Annotated in this window: 13 protein-coding genes; all 13 read left to right on the plus strand. The window is 72.2% G+C overall.

Annotated elements, in window-relative coordinates; translation table 11 throughout:
* Window positions 1–31 precede the first annotated feature (31 nt).
* The 13 genes from KIH74_RS19410 to tyrS all read left to right on the plus strand — a co-directional run bounded on the left by KIH74_RS19410 (window position 32) and on the right by tyrS (window position 15071).
* Window positions 32–1063 carry a TrmH family RNA methyltransferase gene (locus tag KIH74_RS19410; protein WP_214157387.1) on the plus strand — a complete coding sequence of 344 codons (1032 nt, stop codon included), beginning with the start codon at window positions 32–34 and terminating at the stop codon, window positions 1061–1063.
* Window positions 1064–1163: 100 nt separating this feature from the next.
* Window positions 1164–2252, plus strand: coding sequence for a phenylalanine--tRNA ligase subunit alpha (gene pheS, locus KIH74_RS19415; protein WP_308113899.1), 1089 nt, complete (start codon window positions 1164–1166; stop codon window positions 2250–2252).
* Window positions 2252–4765: a phenylalanine--tRNA ligase subunit beta gene (pheT, locus tag KIH74_RS19420; protein WP_214157388.1), complete on the plus strand. Its 2514-nt coding sequence runs from the start codon at window positions 2252–2254 to the stop codon at window positions 4763–4765. Before pheS ends, pheT begins: the two co-directional genes overlap by 1 nt.
* 136 nt (window positions 4766–4901) lie before the next feature.
* Entirely contained in the window at window positions 4902–5948 is a 1047-nt protein-coding gene (gene argC / locus KIH74_RS19425; protein WP_214157389.1) for an N-acetyl-gamma-glutamyl-phosphate reductase, read from the plus strand.
* A gap of 31 nt (window positions 5949–5979) precedes the next feature.
* A complete protein-coding gene (locus KIH74_RS19430) occupies window positions 5980–6369 on the plus strand; it encodes an ACT domain-containing protein (RefSeq protein ID WP_214157390.1) in 390 nt (129 codons plus the stop codon).
* A gap of 23 nt (window positions 6370–6392) precedes the next feature.
* Window positions 6393–7547, plus strand: a complete 1155-nt coding sequence (gene argJ / locus KIH74_RS19435) for a bifunctional glutamate N-acetyltransferase/amino-acid acetyltransferase ArgJ (RefSeq protein WP_214157391.1) — start codon at window positions 6393–6395, stop codon at window positions 7545–7547.
* Window positions 7544–8464 (plus strand): acetylglutamate kinase, encoded by a 921-nt coding sequence (gene argB / locus KIH74_RS19440; RefSeq protein WP_214157392.1) that lies wholly within the window; start codon window positions 7544–7546, stop codon window positions 8462–8464. The genes argJ and argB overlap by 4 nt, the downstream gene beginning before the upstream one ends.
* Window positions 8465–8523: 59 nt before the next feature.
* Window positions 8524–9711, plus strand: coding sequence for an acetylornithine transaminase (locus KIH74_RS19445; RefSeq protein ID WP_214157429.1), 1188 nt, complete (start codon window positions 8524–8526; stop codon window positions 9709–9711).
* Window positions 9708–10649 carry an ornithine carbamoyltransferase gene (gene argF, locus KIH74_RS19450; protein ID WP_214157393.1) on the plus strand — a complete coding sequence of 314 codons (942 nt, stop codon included), beginning with the start codon at window positions 9708–9710 and terminating at the stop codon, window positions 10647–10649. Before KIH74_RS19445 ends, argF begins: the two co-directional genes overlap by 4 nt.
* A complete protein-coding gene (locus KIH74_RS19455; protein ID WP_214157394.1) occupies window positions 10646–11173 on the plus strand; it encodes an arginine repressor in 528 nt (175 codons plus the stop codon). Before argF ends, KIH74_RS19455 begins: the two co-directional genes overlap by 4 nt.
* Before the next feature lie 93 nt (window positions 11174–11266).
* Window positions 11267–12709 carry an argininosuccinate lyase gene (gene argH, locus KIH74_RS19460; RefSeq protein ID WP_308113902.1) on the plus strand — a complete coding sequence of 481 codons (1443 nt, stop codon included), beginning with the start codon at window positions 11267–11269 and terminating at the stop codon, window positions 12707–12709.
* Window positions 12710–13075: 366 nt separating this feature from the next.
* Window positions 13076–13714, plus strand: a complete 639-nt coding sequence (locus KIH74_RS19465; RefSeq protein ID WP_372492101.1) for a DNA-3-methyladenine glycosylase — start codon at window positions 13076–13078, stop codon at window positions 13712–13714.
* Window positions 13715–13781: 67 nt separating this feature from the next.
* A complete protein-coding gene (gene tyrS, locus KIH74_RS19470) occupies window positions 13782–15071 on the plus strand; it encodes a tyrosine--tRNA ligase (RefSeq protein ID WP_308113903.1) in 1290 nt (429 codons plus the stop codon).
* Window positions 15072–15359: the final 288 nt, after the last annotated feature.

The following is a 15359-nucleotide window of genomic DNA, read 5'->3' on the forward strand; positions in this document are numbered from 1 at the left end:
CGCGGGACCGGCGTCAGCAGCGGAAACACAGATGACGACGGAACGCCCGGCGCTCGAGGCGCTGTCCAATCCCCGGTCCGACCGGGTGCGGGCAGTGGCCCGGCTGTCCGGGCGTTCCGCGCGTCAGCGGGCCGGCCGTTTCCTGGTCGAGGGCCCGCAGGGGGTACGTGAGGCGGTCGCCGAGCACGTGGCCCACCGGTCGGGGCACCAAGGGGGGACGCCCGTCGCCCCGGAACGGGGCGGGTCACCTCACGCGGGTGGTGCGCCGGGCACGCTGCGCGAGCTGTACGCCACTCCCGACGCCGCCGCCCGGTACCCCGAGATCCTCGACGCGGCAGCCGGTTCCGGCGTCCCGGCGCGGATCGTCACGGACGAGGTGCTGGCCGCGATGCTGGCCGGCGCCGGCACCACCACACCGCAGGGCCTGCTGGCCGTCTGCGACCTGATCACCGTCGGCCTGGACAGCGTGATCGCCGCCCGGCCGCGGCTGGTGGCCGTGCTGTCCCAGGTGCGCGACCCGGGCAACGCGGGCACGGTGATCCGTGCGGCCGACGCCGCCGGGGCCGACGCCGTGGTGCTCACCGACGCCAGCGTCGACGTGCACAACCCGAAGTGCGTGCGCTCCACCGCGGGCAGCCTGTTCCACCTGCCGGTGGTGGCCGGTGTCCCGCTGGCCGACGCGGTGCGGCGGCTGAAGCAGGCCGGTCTGGCGGTGCTGGCCGCGGACGGTGCGGGCGACTTCGACCTGGACGAACTGGCGGACGACGCCGAGGACCGCGAGGTTTCGTCGTCCACCCCCGAGTCGTCCACCCCCGAGTCGTCCACCCCGGGCGCGCCCCACCTGGAGCGCTCCGCGGCCTGGGTGTTCGGCAACGAGGCGTGGGGCCTGCCGCAGGCCGACCGGGACCTCGCCGACGCCGTGGTGCGGGTGCCCGTGCACGGCCGGGCCGAGAGCCTGAACCTCGGCACCGCGGCCACCGTCTGCCTCTACGCCACCGCGCGGGCCCAGCGTCGCGAGCAGCGACGGGCACAGCGCCGATTTACCATGGCGGAAACCGCCTGACGCAGGCCGGTTCCCGCCGTCACTCACTCCTGCCCCCAGCGGCCAGAAGCGAAATCCACTGGCCGCCGTCTGAGACGATGAAGCACGTGAGGATCGCATTGTGAGTACCAAGGACTACGACCCGGTTGAGGTCGCGGTGCTCTCCGAGGAGAAGCTGGCCGGGTACGTCGCCAACGCCCTGGAGGCCTTCGCCGCCGCCGACGGTCTGGACGCCCTCAAGCAGGCCCGCCTCGACCACTCCGGTGACCGCAGCCCGCTGGCCCTGGCCAACCGCGAGATCGGCGCGCTGCCGCCGGCCGCCAAGGCCGAGGCCGGCAAGCGCGTGGGCAAGGCCCGCGGGCAGGTGAACAAGGCGCTGGCCGCGCGGCAGAAAGAGCTGGAGGCCGAGCGCGACGCCCGGGTGCTGGTCGAGGAGTCGGTCGACGTCACCCTGCCGGTCGACCGTCGCCCGGCCGGGGCCCGTCACCCGCTCTCCACCGTGATGGAGCGGATGGCCGACATCTTCGTCGCCATGGGCTGGGAGGTCGCCGAGGGCCCCGAGGTCGAGGCCGACTGGTTCAACTTCGACGCCCTGAACTTCGGCCCGGACCACCCGGCCCGGCAGATGCAGGACACCTTCTTCGTCGACCCGGTCGACAGCGGCCTGGTGCTGCGCACGCACACCTCGCCGGTCCAGGCCCGCACCATGCTGGAGCGCACGCCGCCGATCTACGTGGTCTGCCCCGGCCGGGTGTTCCGCACCGACGAGCTGGACGCCACGCACACCCCGGTGTTCACCCAGATCGAGGGCCTGGCCGTGGACCAGGGCCTGACCATGGCCCACCTCAAGGGCACGCTCGACCACTTCGCCCGCACCCTGCTCGGGCGCGAGATCACCACCCGGCTGCGCCCGGCGTTCTTCCCGTTCACCGAGCCGAGCGCCGAGCTCGACCTGCGTTGTTTCGTGTGCGACGGCGAGGACGACGCCTGCCGGGCCTGCAAGGGCACCGGCTGGATCGAGTGGCTGGGCTGCGGCATGGTCAACCCGAACGTGCTGCGCGCGGCCGGGATCGACCCGGAGGTCTACACCGGGTTCGCGTTCGGGGCCGGGGTCGAGCGGGCCCTGATGTTCCGCAACGGTGTCGAGGACATGCGCGACATGGTCGAGGGCGATGTCCGGTTCAGCCTGCACTACGGAATGGAGGCCTGATGCGCGCCCCGCTGAGCTGGCTGGCCGAGTACGTCGAGATGCCGCAGGGCGTCACGGCTCTCGAGGTGGCCGCCGACCTGGTCAAGGTCGGCCTGGAGGAAGAGGGCGTGCACGGTGGCGGTGTCACCGGGCCGCTCGTGGTCGGCCGGGTGCTCGACTTCACCCCCGAGCCGCAGAAGAACGGCAAGACGATCCGCTGGTGCCAGGTCGACGTCGGAGAGGCCGAGCCGCGCGGGATCGTCTGCGGCGCGGGCAACTTCGCCAAGGACGACCTGGTGGTCGCCAGCCTGCCCGGGGCCGTGCTGCCCGGCGGCTTCGCGATCGCCGCGCGCAAGACCTACGGCCACAAGTCCGACGGCATGCTCTGCGCCGCCAGCGAACTGGGCCTCGGCGAGGATCACGACGGGATCATCCTGCTGGCCGAGTGGGGTCACGGCGACGCGAAACCCGGTGACGACGCGATCGCGCTGCTCGGTCTGGCCGAGGAGACCGTCGAGGTCAACGTCACGCCCGACCGCGGCTACTGCTTCAGCCTGCGTGGCATCGCCCGGGAGTACTCGCACTCCACCGGCCGCACCTTCACCGACCCGGCGCTGATCGACGTGCCGGCTCCCACGGAAGACGGTTTCCCGGTCGAGCTCGACGACCGGGCCCCGATCAACGGCGTGATCGGCGGCGACCGCTTCGTCGCCCGCGTGGTCAGGGGAGTCGACGCCACGGCCACCAGCCCGCGCTGGATGCAGCGCCGGCTGGAACAGGCCGGGATGCGGCCGATCTCGCTCGCGGTCGACGTCACCAACTACGTCATGCTGGCCGTCGGGCACCCGTTGCACGCGTTCGACCTGGACCGGCTGTCCACGCCGATCGTGGTGCGCCGGGCCGCCCCGGGCGAGAAGCTGACCACGCTCGACGACGTGGAGCGCACCCTGCACCCGGAGGACCTGCTGGTCACCGACTCGCCGGAGGGCCGCTCGAGCCGGGTGCTCAGCCTGGCCGGGGTGATGGGCGGGGCCACCAGCGAGGTCACCTCGACCACCACGAACGTGCTGGTCGAGGCCGCGCACTGGGACCCGATCACGGTCGCCCGCACGATGCGCCGGCACAAGCTGCCCACCGAGGCGGGCAAGCGGTACGAGCGCGGCGTCGACACCCGGCTGGCCGACGTGGCCGCCGAGCTGGCCGTGCGCCTGCTGGTCGAGTACGGCGGTGAAGGTGTCGAGGTCGGCCCGGTCACCGACGTCGGCACCCCGGCGCCGGGCGCGAGCATCGAGATGGCCTGGGACTTCCCGGGCCGCATCGTCGGCCTGGACTGGACCCGTGAGCAGGTCGTCGACACGCTGACCACGATCGGCTGCACCGTCAGCGGCGACGAGACGCTGACCGTGCAGGCGCCGAGCTGGCGTCCCGACCTGACCGTCGGCGTGGACCTGGCCGAGGAGCTCGCCCGGCTGCGGGGGTACGACCAGATTCCGTCGGTGCTGCCGGTCGCCCCGCCCGGGGCCGGCCTGACGCACGGCCAGCGGGTGCGGCGCTCGGTCGCCCGGGCGCTGGCCGAGCACGGCGCGGTCGAGGTGCTGACCTACCCGTTCATCGGCGAGGCGGTGCATGACGCGTTCGGCCTGAAGCCGGACGACCCGCGCCGGCGGGCCCTGCGTCTGGCCAACCCGCTGTCCGACGAGCAGCCGTTCCTGCGCACGTCGCTGGTCGCGACGCTGCTCGACGCGGTGAAGCGCAACGTCAGCCGGGGTTTCACCGACCTGGCGGTGTTCGAGATCGGGTCGGTCACCCGGCCCGGCGGGGCCGAGGCCAGGGCCGGGCACCCGAGCGTGGCCGGGCGGCCCAGCGACGCCGAGCTGGAGCAGCTGTTCGCGGCGATCCCGCACCAGCCGCTGCGGGCCGCGATCGTGCTGACCGGTCAGCGGGAGCTGCCGGGCTGGGCCGGCCCGGGCCGGGCCGCCGACTGGTCCGACGCCGTGGAGGCCGCGCTGCTGGTGGCCCGCACGGTCAACGTGACGGCGACCGTGGCCAAGGAGGAAGACCACGCTCCCTGGCACCCGGGCCGCTGCGCCCGGCTGGAGATCGACGGCCGGCTCTTCGGTCACGCCGGTGAGCTGCACCCGAAGGTGGTCGCCGCGCTCGGCCTGCCGCCTCGCACGGTGGCGGCCGAGGTCGACCTCGACCTGCTGATCGAGGTGTCCGGCCGGATCGTGACCGCGTCACCGATCTCCACCTTCCCGCTGGCCAAGGAAGACGTGGCGCTGGTGGTGAAGAACGAGGTGGCCAGCCAGGACGTGCACGCCGCCCTGGTCGCCGGGGCCGGTGAACTGCTGGAGTCGGCGCGGCTGTTCGACGTCTACACCGGCTCGTCGGTGGAGGAGGGGTACAAGTCGCTGGCGTTCGCGCTGCGGTTCCGCGCCCCCGACCGCACGCTCAAGGCGGACGAGACGGCCGCTGTCCGGGACGCCGCGGTGGCCGCCGCGGCCGCGGCCACCGGAGCGGTGCTGCGGGGGTAGCGCGCTCCCGTCGTCCGTAAGAAACTGAACGGCACCCCTGAACGTTGACGCGATGTTGACCGGGGGTGCCGTTCGGCATTCGCTGTGTCACAAAGCACTATGCATAGAATTTCGCTGCTGTGTATAGTCATGCGCTATGGGAATCAGCGCGGCAGTGGCAGGTGCGAGCGGATACGCCGGCGGCGAGCTGCTGAGACTTCTGCTGGCCCATCCCGGGATCGAGATCGGCGCGCTCACCGCGGGCGGTAACGCGGGCACACGGCTCGCCGAGCACCAGCCCCATCTGCTGCCGCTGGCCGACCGCGTGCTCGCGCCCACCACGGCCGACGAGCTGGCCGGCCACGACCTGGTGTTCCTCGCCCTCCCGCACGGCGCCAGCGCGGCCATCGCCGCGCAGCTGCCCGCCGACACCGTCGTGATCGACTGCGGGGCCGACCACCGGCTGGTCAGTGCGCAGGCGTGGGAGGAGTTCTACGGCGGCGAGCACGCCGGCAGCTGGGCCTACGGCCTGCCGGAGCTGCCGCGTGCAGACGGTGCCCGGCAGCGCGAGAACCTGCGTGGCGCACGGCGGATCGCGGTTCCCGGCTGTTACCCGACGGCCTCCAGCCTGGCCCTGGCCCCGGGTTTCGCGGCCGGTCTGCTGGAGCCGGACGACGTGGTGGTGGTGGCTGCCAGCGGCACCTCCGGCGCCGGCCGGGCGGCCAAGGTGAACATGCTCGGCAGCGAGGTGATGGGCTCGATGAGCCCCTACGGCGTGGGCGGCGTGCACCGGCACACCCCGGAGATCGAACAGAACCTCGGCCTGGCCGGGAACCAGCCGGTGCGGGTGTCGTTCACCCCGACCCTGGCGCCGATGTCCCGCGGCATCCTGGCCACCTGCACGGCCCGCCTGAAGCCCGGCGTCACCGCCGGCGAGGTGCGTGAGGCCTGGCAGAACACCTACCGGGACGAGACTTTCGTGCACGTCCTGCCCGAGGGCCGGTGGCCGCGCACGGCCGACACGCTCGGCGCGAACACCGCCCTGATCCAGGTCGCGGTGGACGAGCGGGTGGGCCGGGTGATCGCGGTCAGCGCCATCGACAACCTGGCCAAGGGCACCGCCGGCGGGGCGGTCCAGTCCGCCAACCTGGCGCTCGACCTGCCCGAGGTCCTCGGCCTGCCGCTGGTGGGGGTGGCCCCGTGAGCCCCGCGCCCGGCGGCCGGGAGGTGGCGTCATGCATCTGATCCAGTACCGGCAGGCGATGGCCCTGGTGCGCCTGGCGCCCGACAGCCCGGACCCGCACTGGGCCGTGGGCAGCCCGCTGGTCAGCATCTCGCGCACCGCCGACGAGATCAGCGTGGTCTGCCCGACCACCAGCCTGCCCGAGCCGGTTCCCGGCCCGGTCGAGGGCCCCTTCACCGTCACCCGGGCGGCCGGGGCACTGGAGTTCTCCCAGATCGGCGTGCTGATGCGGTTGCTGAAACCGCTGGCCGACGCCGGGATCCCGGTGCTGAACGTGTCCACGTTCGACACCGACTGGGTGCTCGTGCCCGCGGCGAAATCCGTGGTGGCGGCCTCGGTCTGGCGTCATGCCGGATACACCGTGACAGAAGACGCCGAGTAAGAAACCCCTGAGAGGAACGTCAGATGAGCGTCACCGCGGCCAAGGGCTTCCGCGCCGCCGGGGTCGCCGCCGGGCTGAAGAGCACCGGCGCCCCCGACGTCGCACTGGTGGTGAACGACGGCCCGAACGACGCGGCCGCCGCCGTGTTCACCAGCAATCGCTGCAAGGCCAACCCGGTGCTGTGGAGCGAGCGGGCGATCAGCGACGGCCGCCTGCGCGCCGTGGTGCTGAACTCCGGCGGCGCCAACTGCTACACCGGCGCCGAGGGCTTCCAGGTCACGCACGCCACCGCCGAGGAGGTGGCCCGGCTGAACGCGCTGTCACCGCTCGACGTGCTGGTCTGCTCCACCGGCCTGATCGGCCTGCCGCTGCCGCAGGACCGTCTGCTGGCCGGCGTGGCCGACGCCACCACCCGGCTGACCGCCACCGGGGGCGGCGACGCGGCCGAGGCGATCCGCACCACCGACTCGGTGAGCAAGCAGGCGAGCGTCACCTCGCCGCACGGCTGGAGCGTCGGCGGCATGGCCAAGGGCGCGGGCATGCTCGCCCCGGCCCTGGCCACCATGCTCGTCGTCATCACCACCGACGCCCTGGTCGACGGGCCCGGCCTGGACTCCGCGCTGCGCGCCGCCACCCGGGTCACCTTCGACCGGCTGGACTCCGACGGCTGCCAGTCCACCAACGACACCGTGGCGCTGATGTCGTCCGGCGCCAGCGGCCTGGCCCCCGACCCGGTCGAGTTCACCGCCGCCGTCACCGCGGTCTGCCACGACCTGGCGCAGCAGCTGCTCGCCGACGCCGAGGGCTCCGAGCACGACATCGCGATCGAGGTGCGGGGCGCGGTCTCCGAGGAGGAGGCCGTCGAGGTCGGCCGCTCGGTCGCCCGCAGCAACCTGTTCAAGGCCGCGGTGTTCGGCAAGGACCCGAACTGGGGCCGCATCCTGGCCTCGGTCGGCACCACGTCGGCCACCTTCGACCCGGCCGACCTGGACGTCGCGATGAACGACGTATGGGTCTGCCGCAAGAGCACCCCGGCCGAGAGCGCCGACGGCATCGACCTGTCCGGCCGCAAGGTCGGCGTCGTCATCGACCTGAAGGCCGGCCCGGCCACCGCGACGGTGTGGACCAACGACCTCACCCACGCGTACGTGCACGAGAACAGCGCGTACTCGTCGTGACCGACGTCCCCGACCTCTCCGCGGAGCAGAAGGCCGAGGTCCTCGTCGAGGCCCTGCCCTGGCTGCGCCGTTTCCAGGGCGCCGTCGCCGTGATCAAGTACGGCGGCAACGCGATGATCGACGACGACCTGAAGCGCGCCTTCGCCGAGGACGTGGTGTTCCTGCGCGCGGCCGGTCTCAAGCCCGTCGTCGTGCACGGCGGCGGCCCGCAGATCTCGTCCATGCTCAAGCGCCTGGGCATCAGCAGCGAGTTCCGCGGCGGTCTGCGGGTCACCACCCCGGAGACCATGGACGTGGTCCGGATGGTGCTCACCGGTCAGGTCAGCCGGGAACTGGTCGGCCTGATCAATCAGCACGGCCCGCTCGCGATCGGCATGTCGGGTGAGGACGGCGGACTGTTCCTCGCCGCGCGACGCGACGCCGTGGTGGACGGTTCGCCCGTCGACGTGGGCCTGGTCGGTGACGTGGTCGAGGTCGACCCGGCCGCGGTGCTCGACCTGATCGACGCCGGCCGGATCCCGGTGATCTCCACGGTCGCGCCGGACGACGACGGCCAGGTGCTCAACGTGAACGCCGACACCGCCGCGGCCGCGCTCGCGATCGCGCTGCGGGCGCGCAAGTTCGTCGTCCTCACCGATGTCGAGGGCCTGTACGCGAACTGGCCGGACCGCTCGTCACTGCTGTCCGAGATCACCGACACCGACCTCGAGGCGATGCTGCCGTCGCTGGAGTCGGGCATGGTGCCGAAGATGGAGGCCTGCCTGCGCGCGGTGCGCGGCGACGTGCCCACCGCCACCGTCATCGACGGGCGGGTCCCGCACAGTCTCCTGCTCGAGGTGTTCACCTCCAGCGGCGTCGGGACCATGGTCGTCCCGGCCCCCCAGCAGAACACGACCCAGAACGGGGGTGGCGCGTGAGCACCGACCTCACCGCCCAGAACACCGGCCTCGTCGATAGCGACGGCTCCGCCCAGTGGATGGAGCGGTACACCCGTTCCGTGCTGGGTGTTTTCGGTTCCCCCTCGCGCGTGCTGGTGCGCGGCGAGGGCGCGTACGTGTGGGACGCCGACGGCAACCGCTACCTCGACCTGCTCGGCGGCCTGGCGGTGAACTCGCTCGGCCACGCCCACCCGTTCCTGGTCTCCGCCGTCACCGCGCAGCTGGCCACCCTCGGGCACGTGTCCAACCTGTTCACCCACCCGCTCCAGATCGCGCTCGCCGAGCGGCTTCTCGAGCTGGCCGAGGCCCCCGAGGGCTCGGCGGTGTTCTTCTGCAACTCCGGCACCGAGGCCAACGAGGCGGCGTTCAAGCTGACCCGCCGCACCGGCCGCACCCGGATCGTGGCGGCCACCGGCGCATTCCACGGCCGCACCATGGGCGCGCTCGCGCTCACCCACAAGGCCGCCTACCGGGAGCCGTTCGAGCCGCTGCCGGCCGACGTCGTGCACGTGCCCTGGGGCGACGCACAGGCGCTGGCCGACGCGGTGGACGACGACACGGCCGCGGTCGTGCTGGAGCCGATCCAGGGCGAGGCCGGCGTGCGCCCGGCTCCCGCCGGATACCTGGCCGCCGCCCGCCGGGCCACCCGGGCCCACGGCGCGCTGCTGGTGTTCGACGAGGTGCAGACCGGAATCGGCCGCACCGGAAGCTGGTTCGCACACCAGCTGGCCGGGCTGAACGGCGGCGAGGACGTCGTCCCCGACGTGATGACCCTGGCCAAAGGGCTGGGCGGCGGTATCCCGGTCGGCGCGATGGTGGTCTACGGGCACGACAACGCCCGGCGGCTGGGGGCCGGTCAGCACGGCACCACGTTCGGCGGCAACCCGGTGTCGGCCGCCGCGGGCCTGGCCACGCTGCACGTGATCGAGCGGGACGGCCTGCTGGAGCACACCACGATCATCGGAAAGAGGCTGGAGGAAGGCCTTTCCGGTCATCCGCTGGTCGCCGGGGTGCGCGGGCACGGCCTGCTGCGGGCGGTCGAGCTGACCCACCCGGTGTCGGCCGTCGTGGCCGGTCACCTGCTGGAGGCGGGCTTCATCGTCAATGCCGTGGCCCCCGACGCGATCCGGCTCGCCCCACCGCTGATTCTCTCCGCCGGGCAGGCGGACTCGTTCATCACGGCCCTTCCGGCCGCCCTGGATCTTGCAGCACAGGAGCTCTCGTGACCATCCGGCACTTCCTCAAGGACGACGACCTCTCCCCGGACGAGCTGATCGAGGTCCTCGACCTGGCCGACCGGCTGAAGGCCGAGCGGGCCAAGGGCATTCTCGACGTGCGCCCGCTGGAGGGGCCGAAGACCGTCGCGGTGCTGTTCGACAAGTCGTCCACCCGCACCCGGGTCTCGTTCAGCATCGGCATCAGCGAGCTCGGCGGCTACCCGCTGATCATCGACTCCAGCCAGAGCCAGCTGGGCCGCGGCGAGCCGATCGAAGACACCGCGCGGGTCCTCACCCGGCAGGCCTCGGCCATCGTCTGGCGCACCGGTGACCAGAGCCGCATCGACACCATGGCCGAGCACTCCACCGTGCCGGTCGTGAACGCCCTCACCGACCAGTACCACCCCTGCCAGCTGCTGGCCGACCTCCAGACCGTGCGGGAGCGCAGGGGCCGGCTGGAGGGTCTGACCCTGTCCTACCTGGGCGACGGTGCGAACAACATGTCGCACTCCTACCTGCTGGCCGGTGCGAACGCCGGTATGCACGTGCGGATCGGCGCCCCCGAGGCGTTCCAGCCCGACCCGGCGATCGTCGAGCAGGCCTGGGCCCTGGCCTCGGACACCGGCGGCTCGGTCACCGTCACCACCGACCCGGCGGCCGCCGCCGAGGGCACCGACGTGCTCGCCACCGACACCTGGGTCTCGATGGGCCAGGAGGCGGAGAAGAACGACCGCGCGGGAGTTTTCAACGCCTACTCGGTGGACGACGCGCTGCTGTCGAAGGCCGCGCCGCAGGCGATCGTGCTGCACTGCCTGCCCGCCTACCGGGGCCTGGAGATCTCCGCCTCGGTGATCGACGGCCCGCAGTCCGTGGTCTGGGACGAGGCGGAGAACCGGCTGCACGCCCAGAAGGCGCTCCTGACCTGGTTGCTGGAGCGATCGGGATGAGTCTGCCCAGCCAGTCGGCGGGGCGGGCCCACACCAAGGTCGCCCGGCACCGTCGCATCGTCGAGTTGCTGCGCCTGAACCAGGTGCGCTCCCAGGTCGAGCTGGCCCAGCTGCTCAACTCCGACGGGGTGGCCGTCACCCAGGCCACCCTGTCGCGTGACCTGGTCGAGCTGAACGCGGTGAAGGTGCGGCACGCCGACGGCGGGCTGATCTACGCGGTACCGGGGGAGGGCGGCGACCGCACCCCGCAGGCCGGCGTCGAGCAGGGCGCACTCACCGCCCGGCTGGCCCGGCTGTGCGAGGAACTGCTGGTCACGGCCGAGGCCTCGGCCAACCTCGTGGTGCTGCACACCCCGCCGGGAGCCGCTCAGTTCCTGGCCTCGGCCATCGACCACTCGGTGCTGCCCGACGTGCTCGGCACCATCGCGGGTGACGACACGGTGCTGGTGGTGACCCGCGACCCGGTGGGCGGCGACGCGGTCGCGAGCCGTTTCCTGGCGCTGGCCGCCGGCACCGACAACTAACACAACAATGGACGGCGAACAGCCCGCTCCGGTGTCACGTGCGCGCCGGAACTGCCCGGGCTCCCCGTCGTCCCCGATTCTAAGGAGCAACCCGTGACCGCCGAGCCCAAGGTCCTGTGGGGTTCACGTTTCAGCGCCGGCCCGGCCGACGCGATGTTCGCCCTGTCCGTGTCGACCCACTTCGACTGGCGGCTGGCCCGGTACGACCTGGCCGGGTCCCGGGCGCACGCACGGGCGCTGAACCGGGCCGGTCTGCTCACGGACGACGACCTGGCGGGCCTGCTCGCCGGCATCGACGGGCTGGACGCCGACGTGGTCTCCGGTGCGGTCACCCCCGCCGCGCAGGACGAGGACGTGCACTCCGCCCTGGAGCGCATCCTGATCGAGCGACTCGGCCCGGAACTGGGCGGACGGCTGCGGGCGGGGCGCTCGCGCAACGACCAGATCGCCACCCTGCTGCGGATGTTCCTGCGCGACCACGCGCGGATCGTGGCCGGTCTGCTGCTCGACCTGGCCGAGGCGCTGGCCGCCCAGGCCGCCGCGCACCCCACCGCCCCGATGCCCGGCCGCACCCACATGCAGCACGCCCAGCCGGTGCTGCTGGCCCACCACCTGCTGGCCCGCGCCTGGCCGCTGCTGCGCGACGTGGACCGGCTGCGCGACTTCGACCGCCGCGCCGCGGTCTCGCCCTACGGCTCCGGCGCCCTGGCCGGCTCCACGCTCGGCCTCGACCCCGAGGCCGTGGCCGCCGACCTGGGCTTCAGCTCGTCGGTTCCGAACTCCCTGGACGGCACGGCCTCTCGTGACCTGGGCGCCGAATTCGCCTTCGTGGCAGCGATGATCGGTGTCGACATCTCCGGACTGGCCGAGGACGTGATCATCTGGGCGACCAAGGAGTTCTCCTTCGTCACCCTCGACGACGCCTGGTCCACCGGGTCGAGCATCATGCCGCAGAAGAAGAACCCCGACGTGGCCGAGCTGACCCGGGGCAAGGCCGGCCGGCTGATCGGTGACCTGGCCGGGCTGATGGGCACGCTGAAGGCCCTGCCGCTGGCCTACAACCGCGACCTCCAGGAAGACAAGGAGCCGGTGTTCGACGCGGCCGACACGCTGGAGGTCGTTCTGCCCGCGCTCGCGGGACTGGTGTCCACCCTGGTGTTCCACACCGAGCGGATGGCCGAGCTGGCGCCGCAGGGCTTCGCGCTCGCCACCGACATCGCCGAGTGGCTGGTGCGGCAGCGGGTGCCGTTCCGCGACGCGCACGAGATCGCCGGGGCCTGCGTGCAGCGCTGTGAGCAGCGGGCCGCGGCCGAGGGCCGCCCGGTGGAGCTGTGGGACCTGACCGACGACGACCTGGCCGCCGTCTCGCCGCACCTGACCCCCGCCGTGCGTGAGGTGCTGAACCTGGAGGGCGCGCTCAGCTCGCGCGACGGCCGGGGCGGCACCTCACCGCGCCGGGTGGCCGAGCAGATGGCCGAGCTGGCGGGCGAGATCAAGGTGCTGCGCGACTGGGCCCGGGAGGGTTCCACGAACTGAGACCCAAACGTGATCAAAGCCGTTCCGGGCAGGTCGCATTCGGGTGAGCGGTAAAACGCCCGGTTCGTCATGGTGCGGAGTGACGGCCCGTCAGGGCCGTAGCGCAAAGTTACCGGGACGAACCGGGCGTGAAACATTTCTGAAATAGCAAAATGCCTGGGGAACAACAGGTTTCGCGTTACCGCCCGAAGTGGTGTCTTTACGTCTCCGGAAGCAGGAGCAAGACTGGGCTGTGCGTGGGTCGCAACGGCGCGGTCCACGCATCAAGCTTCGGCCGTCGTCGAACACCCGCCCGTAGCGCCGGGTTACGCACCGTCCCTGGATCGGCTGCCGGTTCGCCTCGCTCTCCGCAACGGCCGGTCTAGCATCGCAGCCGTGCCGCCACCCGCCCCGCTGCCCCGCTCCTTCTTCGACCGCGAGCCCCTCGTGGTCGCACCCGCCCTGCTCGGCGCGGTCGTCCGCCACGAGCGCGACGGCGAGGTCGTCGAGGTCCGGCTCACCGAGGTGGAGGCCTACCTGGGTGAGGGAGAAGACCCGGCCTCGCACTCCCACCGCGGGCGGCGGCCCCGCAACCAGGTGATGTGGGGTCCGCCCGGCCACCTGTACGTCTACTTCACCTACGGCATGCACTACTGCGCCAACCTGGTCTGCCGCCCCGAGGGCGTCTCCGGCGGCGTGCTGCTGCGGGCCGGTGAGGTGGTGAACGGCCTCGACGTGGCCCGCGCCCGGCGGCCCGCCGTCCGGCGCGACGTCGACCTGGCCCGGGGCCCGGCCCGGCTCGCCAGTGCCCTGGGACTCGCCCGCGACGACGACGGGCGCGACGTCTGCTCCGGCGGATCGCTCCAGGTCCTGCCCGGAACCCCGGTGCCCCGGTCCCGGCTTCGCACCGGCCCTCGGGTCGGCGTCTCGGCGGGCGCCGAATCACCCTGGCGCTACTGGGTCGACGGTGAGCCGACCGTCTCCGCCTACCGCCCTGCCGTACCTCGTCTTCCCCGATCGAAATAACCGGTTCCCTCCCCGGGCCCCACCGGCCCTATCGTTGGGGCCTGTGACCGTGAGTACCGAAGAATCCGTGCCCCCCGCGCCGGCGGCCAACGTTCTCGACGAGCTGACCTGGCGCAACCTGATCTCGACGTCCACCGACGAGGCGGCGCTGAGGAAGTCGCTCGGAGCCGGTCCGGTCACCTATTACGCGGGATTCGACCCGACGGCGGCCAGCCTGCACATCGGTCACCTGGTACAGATCCTCACCCTGCGCCGGCTCCAGATGGCCGGGCACCGTCCGCTGGCTCTGGTCGGCGGCGCCACCGGACTGATCGGCGACCCGCGGCCCACCGCCGAGCGGGTGCTCAACTCGCCCGAGGTGGTGGCCGGCTGGGTCGAGCGGCTGCGCTCGCAGATCGAGCCGTACCTCGACTTCACCGGATCGAACGCGGCGACCATGGTGAACAACCTGGACTGGACGTCGGGTCTGAGTGCCATCGAGTTCCTGCGTGACGTGGGCAAGCACTTCCGCATCGGCAGGATGCTGGCGAAAGACGCGGTGAGTGCCCGGCTGAACTCCGAGGCGGGCATCAGCTACACCGAGTTCAGCTACCAGATCCTCCAGTCCATGGATTTCCTGGAGCTGAACCGGCGTCACGACTGCACGCTCCAGATCGGTGGCTCCGACCAGTGGGGCAACCTGACCGCGGGCATCGACCTGATCCACCGGGTGCGCCCGGAGCAGACGGTGCATGCCCTGGCCACACCGCTGATCACCAAGGCCGACGGCTCCAAGTTCGGCAAGAGCGAGGGCGGGGCGATCTGGCTCGACCCCACGATGACCTCCCCGTACGCGTTCTTCCAGTTCCTGCTGAACGCGGACGACGCGAAGATCGTGGACTACCTCAAGGTGTTCTCGTTCCGCACCGCCGAGGAGATCGCCGACCTGGGCGAGTCGGCGGCCACCCGCCCGCAGGCGCGGGAGGCCCAGCGGGCCCTGGCCCGCGAGCTCACCGGTCTGGTGCACGGCGACCTGGCGGCCGGCCGGGTGGAGGAGGCGAGCAAGGCACTGTTCGGCGGCGGCGATCTGACCGGCCTCGACGGCGCCACGCTCGGCGATGCGCTGGCGGAGCTGCCCAAGGCCCAGCTGCCGCGGGGCGAGCACACAGTGATCGACCTGCTCGTGGCCACCGGCCTGTCGAACAGCAAGTCGGCGGCCCGGCGCACGCTGACCGAGGGCGGCGCCTACGTGAACAACACCAAGGTGACCGAGGGGGAGAGCGCCACGGTGAGCACGTCCGACCTGCTGCACGACCGGTGGATCCTGGTGCGCCGGGGCCGGCGTCAGCTGGCCGCCGTGGAGCTCGTGGGGGAGTAGGACCCGCACCGGATCCTGGGCGGGGGCCTGCCGAAAGGCGGGCCCCCGCTTCGGTTTCCGTCCGTGCTCGATCGGCCCCGGAAGGTTATCTGGGCTGGTCGGGTGAGGGTGGACACCGGGATTTGACTCGTCCGCAACCCGTACGTAAAGTTCTATCTGTTGGCAGCGCGGGAGACACGGACACGAAAGTGGCCGGTCCCGGGGCCGACTCCCCTGGAAGTCATCAGAGTCCTGCACCTTCGCCGGTTCGGGTCGCTGAAGGCCGCCTGGGGCCGGATGGTCAGAGCA

Source organism: Kineosporia corallincola (assembly GCF_018499875.1).
Taxonomy (GTDB): domain Bacteria; phylum Actinomycetota; class Actinomycetes; order Actinomycetales; family Kineosporiaceae; genus Kineosporia; species Kineosporia corallincola.